We start from the raw sequence: 16,749 nt of genomic DNA, 5'->3' as shown, positions 1-16,749 counted from the left end.
GCGGGCTCCTACCCTAGGGCCGCTTCGGGCGGTTCTTCGCCATGTCGAGCACATTCATCTTCATGCCGTTGGGCATGACCATGTCGCCCGGCTTCTGGTCGGCCTTGCATGGGCCGATCCATTTGGCCTCCATCACGCTGTGGCCCTCGGCGCGGCCCATCAGCGGCGGGCTGTAGCTCGACTTGCTCTCCATGCGGTAGGCGGTGCCGAAGTCGCCGCTCATCACCGCGTGCGATGTGGCGACGGTGTTGCCGATCTTGCAGACCGAGTCCATGACCAGCTTGCCGCCGTCCGAGCTCAGCTCCTGCTTGGAGCACAGGTCCTTGCCCATGCCCTGGCCCATGTCGCGCAGCGCCTTGTCGCTGGCCGCGTCGATGCATTGCTGCATGGTGTGGCCTGCTGCGGCGTCCTTGCCGCCGCTGCCGTCGCCCGTCCGGATCTCCCAGAGGCCTGGCTTGCGCGCGGGAAAGTCGAGCGCGAGCGCCGGCATCGCGAGGGCACCGGCCGCCAGGCAGGCCACGACGGCGGAAAGACGGATGTTCATGGCGGGCTCCCCCGGCGGTGTACGGCGATGCCCGGTTTTTACCGCGCGCGCCGCCGCGGCGGTATATCGCGATCGGCCTACGCCGGAACAGCCGCCGTGCCGCGCCGCCTCGTGGCGACGCCGAACGCCACGCCCAGGGCGAAGCCGCCGAGCACGTCGATCAGCACGTGCTGTCGCACCGCCATCGTCGAATAGACGATGCCGACGGCCCAGGCCACGTTGATGGCGCGCAGCCAGAGCGGCGCCCCCACCGCCCGCAGTTGCCGCGCCAGCACCACGCAGCTGAACACCGAGAACGACACATGCAGCGAGGGGAAGGCGTTGCCGGCCGAATCGACCATCTTGAGGAACTGCAGCGAGGTGCCCGGCGTGGTCTCGACCACGAAGTTGGGGATCGCCGTGGGCATGAACCAGAACACGAGCAGCGCCAGCAGCGTCATGGCCGCGCAGCCCAGCGAGAAGCCGGTCAGTTCGCGCATGTCCCTGGCCAGCAGCACCGGCAGCGCGATGTAGCCCCATAGCGATAGATACACCGGCAGCAGCCACGGCCAGAAGGCGATCAGCCGATCGACGGGCGTGAGGGGCAACACCCAGGCCTGGCCCGCGTTTTTCATGATCCAGAAGTACAGCGGGAAGAAACCGAGCGTGGCGACGGTGTTGCCAACCAGCTTCAGGGGGAACAGCGTGATGCTGCGCTTCCACAATGCCGCGAGCCATGGCGGCACCATCGAGGAAGACGATGCGGAAGAAGACGACGAGGACGTTGCGTCGGACGCGGGAGGTGTCATGGAGGCCTGGGCAGCGCGCCGCGCGCTACCAGGGCGTCCACTTTAATTCGCTTTTCGCCGAAGCCACCGTGCGTTCGATGAAGCGCACGCCGCGCGCACCATCCTCCACGCGCGGATAGTCCGCAGCCAGCGGGTCGGCAGTACGCCCTTCGAGCCTTGCGCGGATGTCCGCCGCCACGCCCGCGTACACGTTCGCGAAGGCTTCGATGAAGCCCTCCGGGTGCCCGGCCGGCAGCCGGCTCGCGCGTTTCGCGGACTCGCACAGCCACGGCGCGCCGCGCGTGAGTACCTGCAGCGGCCCGTCGTGCGGCAGGTGCACCAGCCGGCTCGGTTGCTCCTGGTGCCATTCGAGCGTGCCAAGCGTGCCCGACACGCGCAGGCGCAGGTCGTTCTCCAGGCCGGTGTTGATCTGCGAAGCGATGAGCACGCCGCGCGCGCCGCCCTCGAAGCGCAGCAGCAGGCTGCCGTCGTCGTCGAGCATGCGCCCCGGCACCAGTGCACCGAGGTCGGCGCACAGGCTCTCGATGCGCTGCCCGGTGACGGTGGCCACGAGGTTCTCGGCATGCGAGCCGATGTCGCCGATGGCGCCGGCTGCGCCGCTGCGCGCGGGGTCGGTGCGCCAGTCGGCCTGCTTGTTGTCGCCGCTGCCCTCGACGTGGCTCGCAAGCCAGCCCTGGTTGTATTCGACGACGACCTTGCGCACCTCGCCGATGAGGCCCGAGCGCACCATCTCGCGCGCTTGCCGGACCATCGGGTAGCCGGTGTAGTTGTAGGTGACGCCGAACACCGTGCCCTTCTTGGCGACCGTAGCGACCAGCGCGTCGGCCTGCTCGCGCGTGTGCACCAGTGGCTTGTCGCACACCACGTGGAAGCCCGCCTCGGCGAAGGCCTGCGCTACCGGGAAGTGCACATGGTTGGGCGTGACGATCGACACGAAGTCGATGCGCTCGCCCTCGGGGCGCTTCAGCTCGTCGGCCAGGAGCGCCTGCCAGTCGCCGTGGTTGCGATCTTCGGCCAGGCCGAGGTCGCGGCCCGAGGCGCGCGCCTTCCCGGGGCTGGACGAGAGCGCGCCCGCGACGAGCTCGATCTGCCCGTCGAGCGCCATGGCCTTGCGGTGCACGGCGCCGATGAAGGCATCGCGGCCGCCGCCGACCATGGCGTAGCGCAGTTTGCGAGGAGGTGTGTCGGTCATCGATCGTCTCGGCGTTTCCGGAAACTGTTCCCTCTCCCCTTGGGGAGAGGGCTAGGGTGAGGGTGGCGGCATTTGCACACGCACCGTTTTCGCCGTCGCCGCAGGCCCTCACCCCAACCCTCTCCCCGGGGGGAGAGGGAGCAAAGCAGGCCCGCCGCTTCAGGACATCAGAAAGGCGAATTGGGGTGGTAGAAGTCCTTGGCGTTTTCCTTGGTGATGAGCACCGAAGGAATGATCGTGGTCGCCGGCAGCTTCTCGCCCTTCAGGCGCGCTTCTGCCGTGAGCTTGATCGCGTCGTAGATGAACTTGGGCGAATAGCTCACGTCGGCCGTGATGCGCTTGTCCTTGCCGTCCATGATGGTCTTGACCATGCCCTTGGCGCCCGCGCCGCCGAAGATGATCTTGATGTCGTCGCGCTTGGCCTGCTCGATGGCCTTGAGCACGCCCACGGCCATGTCGTCGTCGGCGGCCCAGATGGCGTCGATGTTCTTGAAGCGCGTGAGGTAGTCCTGCGTGACCTTGAAGGCGTCGTCGCGGTTCCAGTTGGCGTACTTGGCGTCGAGCAGCTTGATGTCGGGGCTGTTCTTGAGCACCGCGTTGAAGGCATCCATGCGCTCGTTGTCCAGCGTGGTCGCGATGCCGCGCAGCGCCACCACGTTGCCCTTGCCGTTCAGCTGCTTCACGATGTACTCGGCAGGGATCTTGCCGAAGGCCGTGTTGTCGCCGGCCACGTACGCATCCTGCGCGCTGGTGTCGGTGAGGCCGCGGTCCACCACGGTCACGTAGGCGCCCTTGGCCTTGACCTGTGCCACGGGCTTGGTCAGCGCTGCGGATTCGAAGGGGAACACGACCAGCGCGTTGATCTTGGTGACCGTCGAAAGGTCCTGCAGCTGGTTGGCCTGCTCGGGCGCGTTGGCGGCCGTCTTGATGGTGATCTTCAGGTCCTTGTGTTCCTTCTCCAGGTCCTTCTTCGCCTGGTTGGCCCAGTAGTTGATGCCGCCCATGAAGCTGTGCGTGGCGGCCGGAATCGAAACGCCGAGGTTGACCTTCTCCGCGGCGAGCGCGGGCAGGCTGGCGAACGCGGCGGCGGCAACCGCCGTGAATGCGAGGCGTCGGGTGAAAGTCGTCATGCTGGATGTCTCCTCTTGGTTGATGGAACGGAACGGGAAAGAACTAGCGCCGGCCGCGCTGCAGGAACGCGACGATGATGATCACGAAGCCCTGCACCGCCGCGTTGAGGTACACGCTGATGATGCTGGTGAGGTTCAGGATGTTGCTGATGACCGAGAGCAGCACCGCGCCCACCACCGTGCCGGTGATGCTGCCCGCGCCGCCCTTGAGCGCCGTGCCGCCCACGATCACCGCGGCGATGGCTTCGAGCTCCCACAGCAGGCCGGTGGTCGGCGAGGCCGAGCCCAGTCGCGGCACGTACAGCAGCGTCGCGATGCCCACGCACACGCCGAGCAGCACGTAGGTGAGGATCTTCACGCGGTCGACGTCCACCGCCGCGTAGCGCGCCACCTGCTCGTTGGAGCCGATCGCCTGCACGTAGCGTCCGTAGGCCGTGCGGTTGAGGATGAGGCCACCCACGATGGCGACGATCACGAACACCCACACCGGCACCGGAATGCCCGCGAGGCTCGCGTAGTACACGGGCGCGTAGAGGTCCGACAGCTCGTTGTCGAGCGTGAGCGCGCCGCCGTCGGCGAAGTACGTGAGGTAGGCGCGGAAGATGCCCAGGGTGCCCAGCGTCACGATGAAGGGTTCGATGCGCCCCTTGGTGATGAGCAGGCCGTGCGCGAGCCCGAACACCGCGCCGAGCACCACCGCCAGTACCGCGCCCATCACCACCGCCAGCAGCGGCGAGCCCGAGGCCGGGCCGGCCCAGTTGATGAACATGATCACGCTGCCCGCGATGAGCGCGGCCATCGAGCCCACCGACAGGTCGATGCCGCCGGAGATGATCACGAAGCACATGCCCACGGCGATGATGCCGATGAAGGCCGTGCGCGTGAGCACGTTCATCGCGTTGTCGACGGTCGCGAAGTCGCCGTTGAGCAGCGTGCCGGCGATGCACAGCAGCACCAGGCCGATGACGGGGCCCAGGCCATGCAGGCGCTCGGTCCAGCGCGGCGCGGTCTCGCTGCGGTGCGCGGCGACTTCAGGCTGCGGCTGTGGTGTCTGCTGTTCCGGTGGCATGAGCGATGAGCTCCTCTTCTGTCAAATGCTCCGCGTCAAGCGTGGCGACCAACTTGCCTGCCCGCATCACCGCGACGCGGTGGCACAGGCCGATCAGCTCCATCAGCTCCGACGAGACGACGATCACCGCGAGCCCTTCGCGGGCGAGTCGCTGGATCAGGAAATAGATGTCGCGCTTGGCGCCCACGTCGACGCCGCGCGTGGGCTCGTCGAGCACCACCACCTTCGGCCTGGGCTGCAGCACCTTGGCAAGCGCGAGCTTCTGCTGGTTGCCGCCCGACAGCGACGAGGCCTTCACGTCGAGCGAGCCGGTGCGGATGCCGTAGTCCTTCACCGCCTCGGCCAGCGCGCCGCGCTCGGCCTCGGGCTTGAGCCAGGGTTGCGCGTAGCGCTCCAGCGCCATGAGCGTGAGGTTCTGCCGCAGGCCGAAGTTGACATGCAGGCCCTTGCCCTTGCGGTCTTCGCTCAGGTAGGTGAGGCCGTGCCGCGCCGCGTCGCGCGGATTGCGCCAGCCCTTGCCGTGGGGCACGGGCTTGCCCAGCATCTCGACGCTGCCGCCGCTGGCGGGCCGCAGGCCCAGCAGGCCCTCGAAGAGCTCGGTGCGCCCCGCGCCGACGAGGCCCGCGAAGCCGAGGATCTCGCCGGAGCGCACCTCGAAACTCGCGTCCTGCGCCCAGCCGGGCACGCTGAAGCCTTGCACGCGCATGGCGGGCTCGCCGGACATCGTCACCGCATCGCGCGGCGGGTACAGGTCGGCCAGCTCGCGGCCCACCATCAGGTTGGCCATCTGCTGGCGCGTGACATCGGCCGTGGGCGCGCGCGCCACGAAGCGGCCGTCGCGCATGACGATGACTTCGTCGGTCACCTGCTCCACCTCGTCGAGCTTGTGCGAGATGTAGACGATGGTCACGCCGTCGGCGCGCAGCTGGGCGATCAGCTTGAAGAGGCGCTCGGTCTCGCCGGGCGTGAGCGTGGCGGTGGGCTCGTCCATGACGAGCAGTCGGGCGCGGCGGGCGATGGCCTTCGCGATTTCCACGAGCTGCTTCTCGGCGACGATGAGCTTGCGCACCTTGGTGCGCGGGTCGATGTTCAGGCCTACGGCCGCGAGCGCGGAGGCGGCGTCGCGCTCCATGGCGGCATCGTCGAGCAGCCAGCCTTTCTTCTTTTCATGGCCGAGAAAGATGTTCTGCGCCACGTTCAGGTCTTCGGCGAGGTTGAACTCCTGGTGGATCAGCACGATGCCCAGCGCCTCGGCGTCGCGCGAGCTCGCGAACTGCCGCGGCTGTCCGTTGATCTTCAGAGCGCCGCCGGTCGCCGACTCGTAGCCCGACAGGATCTTCATCAGCGTGGACTTGCCCGCGCCGTTCTCGCCGAGCAGGCCGTACACGTGCCCGGGCGCGAGCGCGAAGCTCACGCCGTGCAGCACCTGCACCGGGCCGAAAGCCTTCACGATGCCGTCGAACTCGACGGCGACGCTGCCTTTGCCGCTCATGCCCGCATCGGTCACGGCGCCACCCCGCGTGCCTTCAGCGTTTCCTGCATCGCGAGCACACCGGCGCCGATCAGGCCGCCCTGCATGCCCAGCGGCGTGTACTGGATCTCCAGGTGCCGCGTGGAAAGCGCCAGCGAGCGCTGGTACACGCTCTGCCGCACGGCAGCGAGGAACAGCGGCCCGATGCGCGTGATGCCACCGCCGATGAACACGTGCGACGGATTGAAGAAGTTGACGACCGACGCGAGCATCTGCCCGATCAGGCTGCCGGCGCGCTGGATGATGGCGTTGGCGGCCGTGTCGCCGCCGCGGCTGGCCTGGCCCACGTCGATCGCGTCGATGCGGCCGTGCTGGCGCAGGACTTCGGCCAGCGCGGCGCTCTCGCCGGCCTCGGCGGCCTGCACCGCCATGCGAGTGATCGCCGGGCCGGCGGCCATCGCCTCGACGCAGCCGAGGTTGCCGCAGTGGCAGCGCGGGCCTTCCTGGTCGACGCAGATGTGGCCCACGTCGCCGGCCGAACCGGCGGCGCCGCGGTACACCTCGCCATGGCAGACGATGCCGCAGCCGATGCCCGTGCCGATCTTGATGACGAGGAAGTTCTGCAGCGAGCGCCTCAGACGCCACAACTCGCCCAGCGCCATGAGGTTCACGTCGTTGTCGACGAAGACGGGGGCGGCATAGTCCTCGCGCAGGTAGTCGCGGATCGAGAAGCTGTCCCAGGCCGGCATCAGCGGCGGGTTCACGAGCTGGCCGATCTCGAAGTTGACCGGGCCGGGCACGCCGATACCGATGCCGAGCACGTCCTTGGAGCCGTGGCCACAGCGGGCCAGCAGTTCGCGCATCAGCACGCGCACACGGGCCAGCACGACCGCAGGGCCCTCGCGTACGTCGGCGGGTTCGTCGTGCTGGGCGAGCACGCTGAGGTCGGGCCGCAGCACGGCCACGTCGAGGCTGGTGGCGCCGATGTCGACGCCGACGAGCACGCCGAGTGCGGCATGCAGCTGGAGGTTTTCGGGGCGGCGCCCGCCCGACGAGCGCTGCAGGCCGGCTTCCGCCAGAAGGCCCTGGTCGACGAGGCCGGCGATCAGCCCGTTGGCCTTGCTCTTGGAAAAGCCCAGCTGCTCCGCCATGGCATGGCGCGAACCGCCGGCCGACCAGAAGGTCGTTTCCAGCAAACGCATTTCGTCCGCAGTGATGCCACTCCAGGGTGCCACGCGCCTTGTCTCCGGTGTTCTTGTCTTGCGCCAGCGGTCATTGCCGCTGGACGAAGGCGAATACTAGGTGGCGGGCTTCAGCCGGACAAGGCCGAACTTCGACCTAATTCAGGCCAAATGACAACGATGCCAGGCGCACGTGGACGAAAAAAAGCCGCCTTGAAGGGCGGCTTCTTGTGCTCCGACGAAGGAGCTTATTTTTTCTGACGGTACTTGCGCAGCGCCGCGATCTGGGCGGCCATCACGGCCAGCTCGGATTGGGCCATCGCGATGTCGATGTCGCTCTTCGCGTTCTTCAGCGCTTCTTCTGCTGCGGCCTTGGCCTGATTGGCCTTCTCGTCGTCGAGGTCCTTGCCGCGGATCGCGGTGTCGGACAGCACGGTGACTGCGTTGGGCTGCACTTCGAGAATGCCGCCGGCCACGAAGACGAACTCTTCCTTGCCGTCGGCGGTTTCGATGCGCACGGCGCCGGGGCGGATGCGCGTGATCAGCGGGGTGTGGCGCGGGAAGATGCCGAGCTCACCGGCTTCACCGGGCAGCGCGACGAACTTGGCTTCGCCCGAGAAGATCGACTCTTCCGCGCTGACCACGTCCACATGGATGGTGCCTGCCATGGTGATTCCTTCTTAAGCGACCTTCTTGGCCTTCTCGAACGCTTCGTCGATGGTGCCGACCATGTAGAACGCCTGCTCGGGCAGGTGGTCGGCTTCGCCGTTCACGATCATCTTGAAGCCGCGGATGGTTTCGGCCAGCGGCACGTACTTGCCGGGCGAGCCCGTGAACACTTCGGCCACGTGGAACGGCTGCGACAGGAAACGCTGGATCTTGCGGGCGCGGGCCACGGCCAGCTTGTCTTCCGGAGCCAGTTCGTCCATGCCCAGAATCGCGATGATGTCGCGCAGTTCCTTGTAGCGCTGCAGCGTGCCCTGCACGGCGCGGGCCACGTTGTAGTGCTCTTCGCCGACCACGTTCGGGTCGAGCTGGCGCGAGGTCGAGTCCAGCGGGTCCACGGCGGGGTAGATGCCCAGCGAGGCGATGTCACGCGACAGCACCACGGTGGAGTCCAGGTGGGCGAAGGTCGTGGCGGGCGACGGGTCGGTCAAGTCGTCGGCGGGAACGTACACGGCCTGGATCGAGGTGATCGAGCCGACCTTGGTCGACGTGATCCGCTCCTGCAGGCGGCCCATTTCCTCGGCCAGCGTCGGCTGGTAGCCCACGGCGGAAGGCATGCGGCCCAGCAGCGCCGACACTTCGGTACCGGCCAGCGTGTAGCGGTAGATGTTGTCCACGAAGAACAGAACGTCACGGCCTTCGTCGCGGAACGACTCGGCGATGGTCAGGCCGGTCAGCGCCACGCGCAGGCGGTTGCCCGGGGGTTCGTTCATCTGGCCGTAGACCATCGACACCTTCGAGTCCTCGAGCTTCTCGAGGTTCACGACGCCGGAGTCGGCCATCTCGTGATAGAAGTCGTTGCCTTCGCGGGTGCGTTCGCCCACGCCTGCGAACACCGACAGACCCGAGTGAGCCTTGGCGATGTTGTTGATGAGTTCCATCATGTTCACGGTCTTGCCCACGCCGGCGCCACCGAACAGGCCCACCTTGCCGCCCTTGGCGAACGGGCAGACAAGGTCAATCACCTTGATGCCGGTTTCCAGCAGGTCCTGCGAAGGCGACAGTTCGTCGTACGCGGGAGCCTTGCGGTGGATGGAAGCGGTGAGCTCCTGGCCCACGTCGCCGCGTTCGTCGATCGGGCGGCCCAGCACGTCCATGATGCGGCCGAGGGTGGCCTTGCCGACCGGCACGGTGATGGGAGCGCCGGTGTTGGTCACGACCAGGCCGCGACGCAGGCCGTCGGACGAGCCCAGTGCAATGGTGCGCACCACGCCGTCGCCGAGCTGCTGCTGAACTTCGAGGGTCAGCCCGCCGCCTTCGAACTTCAAGGCGTCGTAGACCTTGGGCATCTGGTCACGCGGGAACTCCACGTCGACCACGGCGCCGATACATTGGACAATTTTTCCTTCAGCCATGGCGTTTCCTTCTGGATGGATCTCAATAAATTTGCGACAGGTTCTTGCAGAAGCGTCCTGCTGCCAAAACGGGCCGCTTTTGCAAGAAAGCCGGACAGGCCGGCATCCTTGAATTTCTCTTTGCAGTCTTCGCTGTCAGTACTTCATCAGCACTTCATGGCCGTCGCCTGTGCGGCGAAAGCGTCCGAAGCAGCCTTGCAGGCCTGACCCAGTGCAGCCTTGTCGGCGCCCATCGAAGCCCAGGTGGCCTTCGTCTGGTCGAGGCTTGCCTTCATGGCGTCGGCAGCAGCACCGCTTTGCGAAGCGACGCAGGTCTGGACCTTGGCCAGGTAGTCGTTGCATTCCTGCGGCAGATCGGCGGCGGATGCCGTCGGAGCTGCGGCGGGAGCAGCCGCCGGCGCTGCTGCAGGAGCGGGCGCGGGTGCCGGAGCGGGCGCTGCAGGTGCAGCGGCGGGAGCCGGTGCAGGCGCGGGCGCCTCTTCCTTCTTGGAGCAGGCGGTCAGAGCGGCAGCAACAGCCACCAGAGCAAGCATCTTCTTCATTTTGCGCAGAGTCCCCTAAAAAAGGCCTTGGGTTATCAGGAGCGCGGAACGCCCCAGATCAGCAACGCGGCCTGTTGCATTGCCTCGATCAAACGCCCGCGGCGGCGGCCGCGCCGGACACGATTTCCGACAGTTCCTTCGTGATGCCGGCCTGGCGGGTCTTGTTGTAGACCAGCTTCAGCTCGTTGATCACGTTGCCTGCGTTGTCGGTCGCGGCCTTCATGGCCACCATGCGCGCCGAATGCTCGGACGCCATGTTCTCGGCCACGGCCTGGTACACCAGCGATTCCACGTAGCGCACCAGCAGCTCGTCGATCACGCTCTGCGCATCGGGCTCGTAGATGTAGTCCCACGAGTGATGCGCCGGATCGGCCTGCAGCGTCTCGGCCTTCAGCGGCAGGAGCTGTTCCACCATCGGCTCTTGCTTGATGGTGTTGATGAACTTCGTGTAGCACAGGTACACCGCCGACAGCTTGCCTTCGGCGTAGGCGTCCAGCAGCGTCTTGACCGGCCCGATGAGCTTGTCCAGATGCGGCGTGTCGCCCAGCTGCGTCACATGGGCCACCACGCGGGCGCCGATGCGGTTCAGGAAACCCAGCCCCTTGTTGCCGATGGCGACCGACTCCACCACGTTGCCTGCGGACTGCGCTTCGCGCAGCTTGCTGGTGACAGCACGCAGCAGGTTGGTGTTCAGGCCGCCGCACAGGCCCTTGTCGCTGGTCACGATGATGAAGCCGACGCCCTTGGCGTCATTCGTCTTCATGAAAGCGTGGGTGTACTCCGGGTTCGCCTTGCCGAGGTTGGCTGCGATGTTGCGGATCTTTTCGCTGTAGGGGCGAGCGGCGCGCATGCGATCCTGCGCCTTGCGCATCTTGGAAACCGAGACCATTTCCATGGCCTTGGTGATCTTCTTGGTGTTCTCCACCGATTTGATCTTGCCGCGGATTTCCTTACCAGCTGCCATGAGAGCTCCTTCTTGCGTCGGTCAAGGCGTCGATCAGGCGAACGACTTCTTGAACGAGGTGACGGCGGCCAGCAGTTCGGCTTCCGATTCCTTGTCCAGAGCCTTGGCCTTCTCGATCTTGTCGAGCAGCGCGGCGTGGCTGGACTTCAGGAACTGGTGCAGGCCGTGCTCGAAAGGCAGCACCTGCTTGATTTCGAGGTCGTCCATGAAGCCCTTGTTCACGGCGAACAGCGACGCGCCCATCAGCGAGATCGACAGCGGGCTGTATTGCGGCTGCTTCAGCAGTTCGGTCACGCGGGCACCGCGGTCGAGCTGCTTGCGGGTGGCTTCGTCGAGGTCGGAAGCGAACTGCGCGAACGCAGCCAGCTCACGGTACTGCGCCAGGTCGGTACGGATACCGCCGGACAGGCCCTTGATGATCTTCGTCTGGGCCGACGAACCCACGCGCGACACCGAGATACCGGCGTTGATGGCGGGGCGGATACCTGCGTTGAACAGGTTGGTTTCCAGGAAGATCTGGCCGTCGGTGATCGAGATCACGTTGGTCGGAACGAAGGCGGACACGTCGCCGGCTTGCGTTTCGATGATCGGCAGCGCGGTCAGCGAACCGGTCTTGCCCTTGACTTCACCCTTGGTGAAGGCTTCGACGTAGTCGGCGTTCACGCGGGCTGCGCGCTCGAGCAGGCGGCTGTGGAGGTAGAACACGTCGCCGGGGTAGGCTTCGCGGCCCGGGGGACGACGCAGCAGCAGCGACACCTGGCGGTAGGCGACGGCCTGCTTCGACAGGTCGTCATAGACGATCAGCGCGTCTTCGCCGCGGTCGCGGAAGTATTCGCCCATCGTGCAGCCCGAGTAGGCCGCGACGTACTGCATTGCAGCCGATTCCGAAGCCGAAGCCGCGACCACGATCGTGTAGTCCATGGCACCGGCTTGTTCCAGGGCGCGTACCACGTTCTTGATCGACGAAGCCTTCTGGCCGATCGCGACGTAGACGCAGGTCATGTTCTGACCCTTCTGGTTGATGATCGCGTCGATCGCCACGGCGGTCTTGCCGGTCTGGCGGTCGCCGATGATCAGCTCGCGCTGGCCGCGGCCCACGGGCACCATCGAGTCGATGGACTTCAGGCCGGTCTGCATCGGCTGGTCGACCGACTTGCGGGCGATCACGCCCGGTGCGACCTTCTCGATCACGTCCGTCATCTTGGCGTTCACCGGACCCTTGCCGTCGATCGGCTGGCCCAGGGCGTTCACCACGCGGCCGATGAGCTCGGGGCCCACCGGCACTTCCAGGATGCGGCCCGTGCACTTGACGGTGTCGCCTTCGGAGATGTGCTCGTACTCGCCCAGAATCACGGCGCCGACCGAGTCGCGCTCGAGGTTCAGGGCCAGGCCGAACGACGGAACGCCGTCGGCAGTAGCCGGGAACTCCAGCATTTCGCCCTGCATCGCGTCGGACAGGCCGTGGATGCGCACGATGCCGTCAGTCACCGACACCACGGTGCCTTCGTTGCGGATGTTGGCACTGACCCCGAGGCCCTCGATGCGGCTCTTGATCAGCTCGGAAATTTCTGCGGGATTGAGTTGCATGACTCTTTCCTTCTTTCTTTGTAAGGGGCCGGGAGCCGTCAGGCCACCAGCGCAACTTTCATTTGTTCAAGGCGCGCTTTGACGGAGGTGTCGAGCACCTCGTCGCCGACCACCACACGGATGCCGCCGATCAGTTCAGGCTCTTGGCGAACCGTGACCTGGAGCTTGCGACCGAAGCGCTTCTCGAGCGCGGCCGACACGTTGGCCAGTGCCGCGGCGTCGATCGGGAAGGCGCTGTAGACCACGGCGTCGGACGAACCGCTCTTCGCGTTGGCGAGTGCCCGGAACTGCTTCGCAATTTCCGGCAGCACCGAAAAGCGCCCGTTCTCGAGGAGCGCGGACAGGAAGTTCTGGGCAGGAGCGGCCAGCGGTGCACCGAATGCACCGGCGACCACGCCGATCACCTGTTCGGCCGTGGCCTTCGGGTTCTCGGCGAACTGCTGGAGCTCCGGATTGGCCGCGATGGCGGCAATCTTTTCGAGCCAGGCGCTGGTTCCGGCAACGTCGGACGACGAAGCCTTGAAGAGCGCCTCGGCGTAGGGGCGTGCAATGGTGGCGAGTTCTGCCATGGCTTCTATCAGAGTTCGGTCTGCAGACGGGCGAGCAAATCGGCGTGAACGCCCGCATTCACTTCCTTGCGCAGAATCTGCTCCGCGCCCTTGACTGCCAGTGCCGCCACCTGCTCGCGCAGGGCTTCACGGGCCTTCAGTGCCTGCTGTTCGGCTTCGGCGCGTGCGGCTGCAACGATCTTGTTGCCTTCCTCGGTCGCGCGGGCCTTGGCCTCTTCAACGATGGCCTGGGCGCGACGTTCGGCGTCGGCAAGACGTTGTGCGGACTCGTTGCGGGCCTGGCCCAGTTCGGCTTCCACGCGCTTGTTGGCGGCGGAAAGCTCGGACTTGGCCTTGTCGGCTGCAGCGAGGCCTTCGGCGATCTTGGCAGCGCGTTCGTCCAGCGCCTTCGCGATCGGCGGCCACACGTACTTCATCGTGAACCCGACCAGGATCAGGAACACGATCATCTGAACGATCAGGGTACCGGTAATGCTCACTTTTCACCCTCTCTATGGGATTGAATCGAAGCCATTCGCTAGCAGGCTAGAGAACGACGACGCAGGTCCGACGAGAAAGACTTACTTCGGCAGGTTGGCGATTTGCGACAGGAACGGGTTGGCCGTTGCGAACCACAGGGCGATACCGGTGCCGATAATGAACGCGGCGTCGATCAGACCAGCCAGCAGGAACATCTTGGTCTGGAGTTCACCCATGAGTTCGGGCTGACGTGCGGCCGACTCGAGGTACTTGCTGCCCATGATGCCGATGCCGATACATGCGCCCACAGCGCCCAGACCGATGATCAGGCCGGCGGCCAGTGCAACAAAGCTAATAACTTCCATGATGACTCCTAGAGGACTTTGGTTGAAGAGAAAAACAAAAACAAGAACGAAAGCGACTGATCAGTGGTGATCGTGGGCCTGGCCGATGTAGACCAGCGCCAGCATCATGAACACGAAGGCCTGCAACGTGATGATCAGGATGTGGAAGATGGCCCAGGCCGTGCCCGCGATGATGTGGCCGATGGCCAGGCCGATGCCGGTGGCCGAGAGCGACCAGGCACCGCCCATCAGGGCGATCAGCAGGAAGATCAGTTCGCCGGCGTACATGTTGCCGAACAGACGCATGCCGTGCGAGACCGTCTTGGCGACGAACTCGATCAGCTGCATGGCGAAGTTGAAGGGGTACAGCGCCCAGTGGTTGCCGAAGGGCGCGGTGAACAGTTCGTGCACCCAGCCGCCCAGGCCCTTGATCTTGACGTTGTAGTAGAGGCAGACCAGCAGCACGGCGACCGACATGCCCATCGTCACCGAGAGGTCGGCGGTGGGCACGACGCGCAGGTACGCGTGATGCGGATCTTCACCGGCGAGGTGGAAGATCTTGGCCCAGATCGCCGGGAACAAATCGACCGGGAACAGGTCCATTGCGTTCAGCAGGAAGATCCACACGAAGATCGTGAGCGCCAGCGGGGCCACGAACTTGCGGCTGGTGGCGTTGTGGACGATGCCCTTGGCCTGCTGGTCGACCATTTCGACGAGCAGTTCGACAGCCGCTTGAAAACGGCCGGGAACACCCGAAGTGGCCTTGCGGGCAGCCAGCCAGAGCAGCCAGCAACCCAGGATACCGAGCGTGATCGAGAAGAAGAGAGAGTCGAAGTTGAAAACCGAGAAGTCGGCCACACCTCCGGGCTTGGAGCTTTGCAGGTGCGTCAAGTGGTGAATGATGTATTCACCAGCGGTCTGACCATGTTCCGCAGCGTTTTCAGCAGCCATTCGGTTACTCGTCTCTCAGTTTCCGGCGCCGGGGCGAGAACATCACCGCCAACCAGGCCGCCTTCATTGTCACCACCAGGCCGACCAGCATTGCTGGCCAGCTCAGCGCCGTAATCAGCCTTGGCGCAGCAATCAGCATTGCCACGGACAAGGCCATCTTGACCATTTCCCACAGGAAGAACCCGAACACCGCAGTGCCCGGATTCAGGGAGGAAAACCGGCCGGTCAGCCCGCGCGCGAAGACCGCCGATGGAACAACCACCGCGATCGCGCCATATGCGGCGGACCAGCCCAGATTTTGCCTCCCCGTCAGCCCCCAGGCGGCCAGAGCCACCACCAGACCGACAACCAACTGACCCGCGATCACCCGCCACGGGGAGATCGATGGGTTCTTTGCACGCAGTTCACGCGCCTCATCGGCGGTCAACGGCTTGAATTCTGTATCAAGGCCTTCAGTGGCCTCCGAGTCACGACGGGCGATTGTTTTCATTTCGAATGAAGCCCGGATGACGACCCAGAATTTCTACAAAGCCATTGATTATAAGTAAAAACCCAGCCTGTCCCGCCACCCGCGCTGTCGCGCACGCAAAACGGCGCCGCATTCCCTGACGGGAGCCCGACGTGGCGCGCGCAACCATAATTCCGGCATGCACCCTATCACCGACGCCCTGCCCGCCACGCTTTGTTACCTCGATGGCGAATACACCGCGCTGCGCGACGCGAAGATCAGCGTCCTCGATCGCGGCTTCATTTTCGGCGACGGTGTGTACGAATACGTCCCCGTCTACTTCGGCCAGCCCTTCTGCTTCGAGGAGCACATGGCCCGCCTCGACCGCTCGCTTGCCGAGCTGCAGATCGAGAACCCGCTCTCCCTCGCGCAGTGGCGCGAGATCGTGATGCGCCTCGTAGCGCCCGCAGGCGACGCACCGCAGTCGGTGTACTTCCAGGTGACACGTGGCGTAGCCCCGCGCGACCACGCAATGGTGCGCGGCCTGCGCCCTACCGTGTTCGTGATGGTGAACCCGCTGCCACCCATTTCCGACGCGATCCGCGCCAAGGGCGTGGTCTGCGTTACCGCGGCCGACTTCCGCTGGCAGAAGGCGCACATCAAGAGCACCAGCCTGCTGGGTGCCGTGCTCGCTCGGCAGATCAGCGTGGAGGCCGGCGCGGCCGAGACCATCATGTTCCGCGACGGCTGGCTCAGCGAGGCCTCGTCGAGCAACGTGTGGATCGTGAAGGACGGCAAGCTGATGGGCCCACCCAAGAACAACCTCGTCCTCACCGGCATCCGCTACGGCCTCTTCGAGCGCATGAGCAAGACGCTCGGCATTCCCTTCGAACTGCGACCCATCTCGCGCGAAGAAGTGTTCGCCGCCGACGAAGTGATCATCTCCTCGGCCAGCAAGGAACTGCTGCCGGTCGTCACGCTCGATGGCAAGCCTATTGGCAATGGCCGCCCCGGCCCCATCTACGAGAGCTTGTACAAGGCCTACCAGGAGGCCAAGGTACACAACGCTCGGAAGCAGCAAGAGCAGAAACACGGAGCCCCGGCATGACCGACAGCAACACCCCCGCCACCGAAACCACCTCGATCCCCGATCCACGCAAGGAATCGCTGATCGAGTACCCCTCGCAGTTTCCGATCAAGGTGATGGGCGCCAAGGTCGATGGCTTCGTGCACGCCGTCACGCAGATCGCCGAGCGCTTCGACCCGACCTTCGACGCCACCACCGTCGAGCTGCGCGACAGCAAGGCCGGCAACTACCTCGGCGTGACCATCACCGTCACAGCCACCAGCCGCGAGCAGCTCGACGACCTGTATCGCGCGCTGTCCTCGCACCCGATGGTCAAGGTCGTGCTTTGATCCGGGAGCCGTC

19 protein-coding genes are annotated in these 16,749 nt (G+C 65.5%); 2 read left to right on the top strand and 17 right to left on the bottom strand.

Annotation, left to right across the window (positions count from 1 at the left end):
• Window positions 1-13: 13 nt before the first annotated feature.
• The 17 genes from ACAM57_RS02475 to ACAM57_RS02395 form a co-directional block, all read right to left on the bottom strand.
• The gene (locus ACAM57_RS02475; protein ID WP_369660587.1) at window positions 14-544 is read right to left on the bottom strand and encodes a DUF3617 domain-containing protein; all 531 of its coding nucleotides are present in this window, start codon (window positions 542-544) and stop codon (window positions 14-16) included.
• 77 nt (window positions 545-621) lie between these two features.
• Window positions 622-1,332, bottom strand: coding sequence for a phosphatase PAP2 family protein (locus ACAM57_RS02470; RefSeq protein ID WP_369660586.1), 711 nt, complete (start codon window positions 1,330-1,332; stop codon window positions 622-624).
• Between the two features lie 25 nt (window positions 1,333-1,357).
• Window positions 1,358-2,524: a Gfo/Idh/MocA family protein gene (locus ACAM57_RS02465; protein ID WP_369660585.1), complete on the bottom strand. Its 1,167-nt coding sequence runs from the start codon at window positions 2,522-2,524 to the stop codon at window positions 1,358-1,360.
• Window positions 2,525-2,691: 167 nt separating this feature from the next.
• Window positions 2,692-3,654, bottom strand: a complete 963-nt coding sequence (locus ACAM57_RS02460; protein ID WP_369660584.1) for a substrate-binding domain-containing protein — start codon at window positions 3,652-3,654, stop codon at window positions 2,692-2,694.
• Window positions 3,655-3,697: 43 nt separating this feature from the next.
• Complete coding sequence (locus ACAM57_RS02455; protein WP_184642113.1) at window positions 3,698-4,723, bottom strand: ABC transporter permease; 1,026 nt, start codon at window positions 4,721-4,723, stop codon at window positions 3,698-3,700.
• On the bottom strand, window positions 4,686-6,215 hold the full coding sequence (locus tag ACAM57_RS02450; RefSeq protein WP_369660583.1) for a sugar ABC transporter ATP-binding protein: 1,530 nt from the start codon (window positions 6,213-6,215) through the stop codon (window positions 4,686-4,688). Before ACAM57_RS02450 ends, ACAM57_RS02455 begins: the two co-directional genes overlap by 38 nt.
• A gap of 11 nt (window positions 6,216-6,226) precedes the next feature.
• Window positions 6,227-7,396 carry an ROK family protein gene (locus ACAM57_RS02445; protein WP_369660582.1) on the bottom strand — a complete coding sequence of 390 codons (1,170 nt, stop codon included), beginning with the start codon at window positions 7,394-7,396 and terminating at the stop codon, window positions 6,227-6,229.
• Between the two features lie 227 nt (window positions 7,397-7,623).
• Window positions 7,624-8,043, bottom strand: coding sequence for a F0F1 ATP synthase subunit epsilon (locus tag ACAM57_RS02440; protein WP_019657634.1), 420 nt, complete (start codon window positions 8,041-8,043; stop codon window positions 7,624-7,626).
• 12 nt (window positions 8,044-8,055) lie between these two features.
• The gene (gene atpD / locus ACAM57_RS02435) at window positions 8,056-9,456 is read right to left on the bottom strand and encodes a F0F1 ATP synthase subunit beta (RefSeq protein ID WP_126025129.1); all 1,401 of its coding nucleotides are present in this window, start codon (window positions 9,454-9,456) and stop codon (window positions 8,056-8,058) included.
• 146 nt (window positions 9,457-9,602) lie between these two features.
• Window positions 9,603-9,998, bottom strand: coding sequence for a hypothetical protein (locus ACAM57_RS02430; protein ID WP_126025130.1), 396 nt, complete (start codon window positions 9,996-9,998; stop codon window positions 9,603-9,605).
• A gap of 88 nt (window positions 9,999-10,086) precedes the next feature.
• Window positions 10,087-10,962, bottom strand: coding sequence for a F0F1 ATP synthase subunit gamma (gene atpG, locus ACAM57_RS02425; protein ID WP_126025131.1), 876 nt, complete (start codon window positions 10,960-10,962; stop codon window positions 10,087-10,089).
• A 33-nt stretch (window positions 10,963-10,995) separates the two neighbouring features.
• Window positions 10,996-12,549, bottom strand: coding sequence for a F0F1 ATP synthase subunit alpha (gene atpA / locus ACAM57_RS02420; RefSeq protein WP_126025132.1), 1,554 nt, complete (start codon window positions 12,547-12,549; stop codon window positions 10,996-10,998).
• Window positions 12,550-12,587: 38 nt separating this feature from the next.
• Window positions 12,588-13,118 carry a F0F1 ATP synthase subunit delta gene (locus ACAM57_RS02415; protein WP_126025133.1) on the bottom strand — a complete coding sequence of 177 codons (531 nt, stop codon included), beginning with the start codon at window positions 13,116-13,118 and terminating at the stop codon, window positions 12,588-12,590.
• Between the two features lie 8 nt (window positions 13,119-13,126).
• The gene (locus tag ACAM57_RS02410; RefSeq protein WP_019657640.1) at window positions 13,127-13,597 is read right to left on the bottom strand and encodes a F0F1 ATP synthase subunit B; all 471 of its coding nucleotides are present in this window, start codon (window positions 13,595-13,597) and stop codon (window positions 13,127-13,129) included.
• Window positions 13,598-13,678: 81 nt separating this feature from the next.
• Window positions 13,679-13,945 carry a F0F1 ATP synthase subunit C gene (gene atpE / locus ACAM57_RS02405; RefSeq protein ID WP_170855569.1) on the bottom strand — a complete coding sequence of 89 codons (267 nt, stop codon included), beginning with the start codon at window positions 13,943-13,945 and terminating at the stop codon, window positions 13,679-13,681.
• A 57-nt stretch (window positions 13,946-14,002) separates the two neighbouring features.
• Window positions 14,003-14,872: a F0F1 ATP synthase subunit A gene (atpB, locus tag ACAM57_RS02400; protein WP_019657642.1), complete on the bottom strand. Its 870-nt coding sequence runs from the start codon at window positions 14,870-14,872 to the stop codon at window positions 14,003-14,005.
• 4 nt (window positions 14,873-14,876) lie between these two features.
• Entirely contained in the window at window positions 14,877-15,362 is a 486-nt protein-coding gene (locus tag ACAM57_RS02395) for an ATP synthase subunit I (RefSeq protein WP_126025134.1), read from the bottom strand.
• 157 nt (window positions 15,363-15,519) lie between these two features.
• On the opposite strand from ACAM57_RS02395, the gene ACAM57_RS02390 reads away from it, so the two are divergent.
• Together ACAM57_RS02390 and ACAM57_RS02385 are read left to right on the top strand one after the other, a co-directional pair.
• Window positions 15,520-16,428, top strand: coding sequence for a D-amino acid aminotransferase (locus ACAM57_RS02390; protein WP_369660581.1), 909 nt, complete (start codon window positions 15,520-15,522; stop codon window positions 16,426-16,428).
• Window positions 16,425-16,736, top strand: coding sequence for a YbeD family protein (locus ACAM57_RS02385; protein WP_019657645.1), 312 nt, complete (start codon window positions 16,425-16,427; stop codon window positions 16,734-16,736). The genes ACAM57_RS02390 and ACAM57_RS02385 overlap by 4 nt, the downstream gene beginning before the upstream one ends.
• Window positions 16,737-16,749 lie beyond the last annotated feature (13 nt).

Origin of the sequence: Variovorax sp. V15, assembly GCF_041154425.1 — a bacterium.
GTDB lineage: Bacteria > Pseudomonadota > Gammaproteobacteria > Burkholderiales > Burkholderiaceae_C > Variovorax > Variovorax guangxiensis.
Note: the sequence above shows the minus strand (reverse complement) of the source record. Positions and strands in the feature narration are given on the sequence as shown.

What these genes read in the sequence shown, in the direction of transcription:
- ACAM57_RS02440 (WP_019657634.1), bottom strand. Translation starts at nt 8,043, where the DNA reads ATGGCAGGCACCATCCATGTGGACGTGGTCAGCGCGGAAGAGTCGATC.
- ACAM57_RS02415 (WP_126025133.1), bottom strand. Translation starts at nt 13,118, where the DNA reads ATGGCAGAACTCGCCACCATTGCACGCCCCTACGCCGAGGCGCTCTTC.
- ACAM57_RS02475 (WP_369660587.1), bottom strand. Translation starts at nt 544, where the DNA reads ATGAACATCCGTCTTTCCGCCGTCGTGGCCTGCCTGGCGGCCGGTGCC.
- ACAM57_RS02465 (WP_369660585.1), bottom strand. Translation starts at nt 2,524, where the DNA reads ATGACCGACACACCTCCTCGCAAACTGCGCTACGCCATGGTCGGCGGC.
- atpD (WP_126025129.1), bottom strand. Translation starts at nt 9,456, where the DNA reads ATGGCTGAAGGAAAAATTGTCCAATGTATCGGCGCCGTGGTCGACGTG.
- ACAM57_RS02395 (WP_126025134.1), bottom strand. Translation starts at nt 15,362, where the DNA reads ATGAAAACAATCGCCCGTCGTGACTCGGAGGCCACTGAAGGCCTTGAT.
- atpB (WP_019657642.1), bottom strand. Translation starts at nt 14,872, where the DNA reads ATGGCTGCTGAAAACGCTGCGGAACATGGTCAGACCGCTGGTGAATAC.
- ACAM57_RS02385 (WP_019657645.1), top strand. Translation starts at nt 16,425, where the DNA reads ATGACCGACAGCAACACCCCCGCCACCGAAACCACCTCGATCCCCGAT.
- ACAM57_RS02455 (WP_184642113.1), bottom strand. Translation starts at nt 4,723, where the DNA reads ATGCCACCGGAACAGCAGACACCACAGCCGCAGCCTGAAGTCGCCGCG.
- ACAM57_RS02450 (WP_369660583.1), bottom strand. Translation starts at nt 6,215, where the DNA reads ATGAGCGGCAAAGGCAGCGTCGCCGTCGAGTTCGACGGCATCGTGAAG.
- ACAM57_RS02470 (WP_369660586.1), bottom strand. Translation starts at nt 1,332, where the DNA reads ATGACACCTCCCGCGTCCGACGCAACGTCCTCGTCGTCTTCTTCCGCA.
- atpA (WP_126025132.1), bottom strand. Translation starts at nt 12,549, where the DNA reads ATGCAACTCAATCCCGCAGAAATTTCCGAGCTGATCAAGAGCCGCATC.
- ACAM57_RS02445 (WP_369660582.1), bottom strand. Translation starts at nt 7,396, where the DNA reads ATGCGTTTGCTGGAAACGACCTTCTGGTCGGCCGGCGGTTCGCGCCAT.
- atpG (WP_126025131.1), bottom strand. Translation starts at nt 10,962, where the DNA reads ATGGCAGCTGGTAAGGAAATCCGCGGCAAGATCAAATCGGTGGAGAAC.
- ACAM57_RS02460 (WP_369660584.1), bottom strand. Translation starts at nt 3,654, where the DNA reads ATGACGACTTTCACCCGACGCCTCGCATTCACGGCGGTTGCCGCCGCC.
- ACAM57_RS02430 (WP_126025130.1), bottom strand. Translation starts at nt 9,998, where the DNA reads ATGAAGAAGATGCTTGCTCTGGTGGCTGTTGCTGCCGCTCTGACCGCC.
- ACAM57_RS02390 (WP_369660581.1), top strand. Translation starts at nt 15,520, where the DNA reads ATGCACCCTATCACCGACGCCCTGCCCGCCACGCTTTGTTACCTCGAT.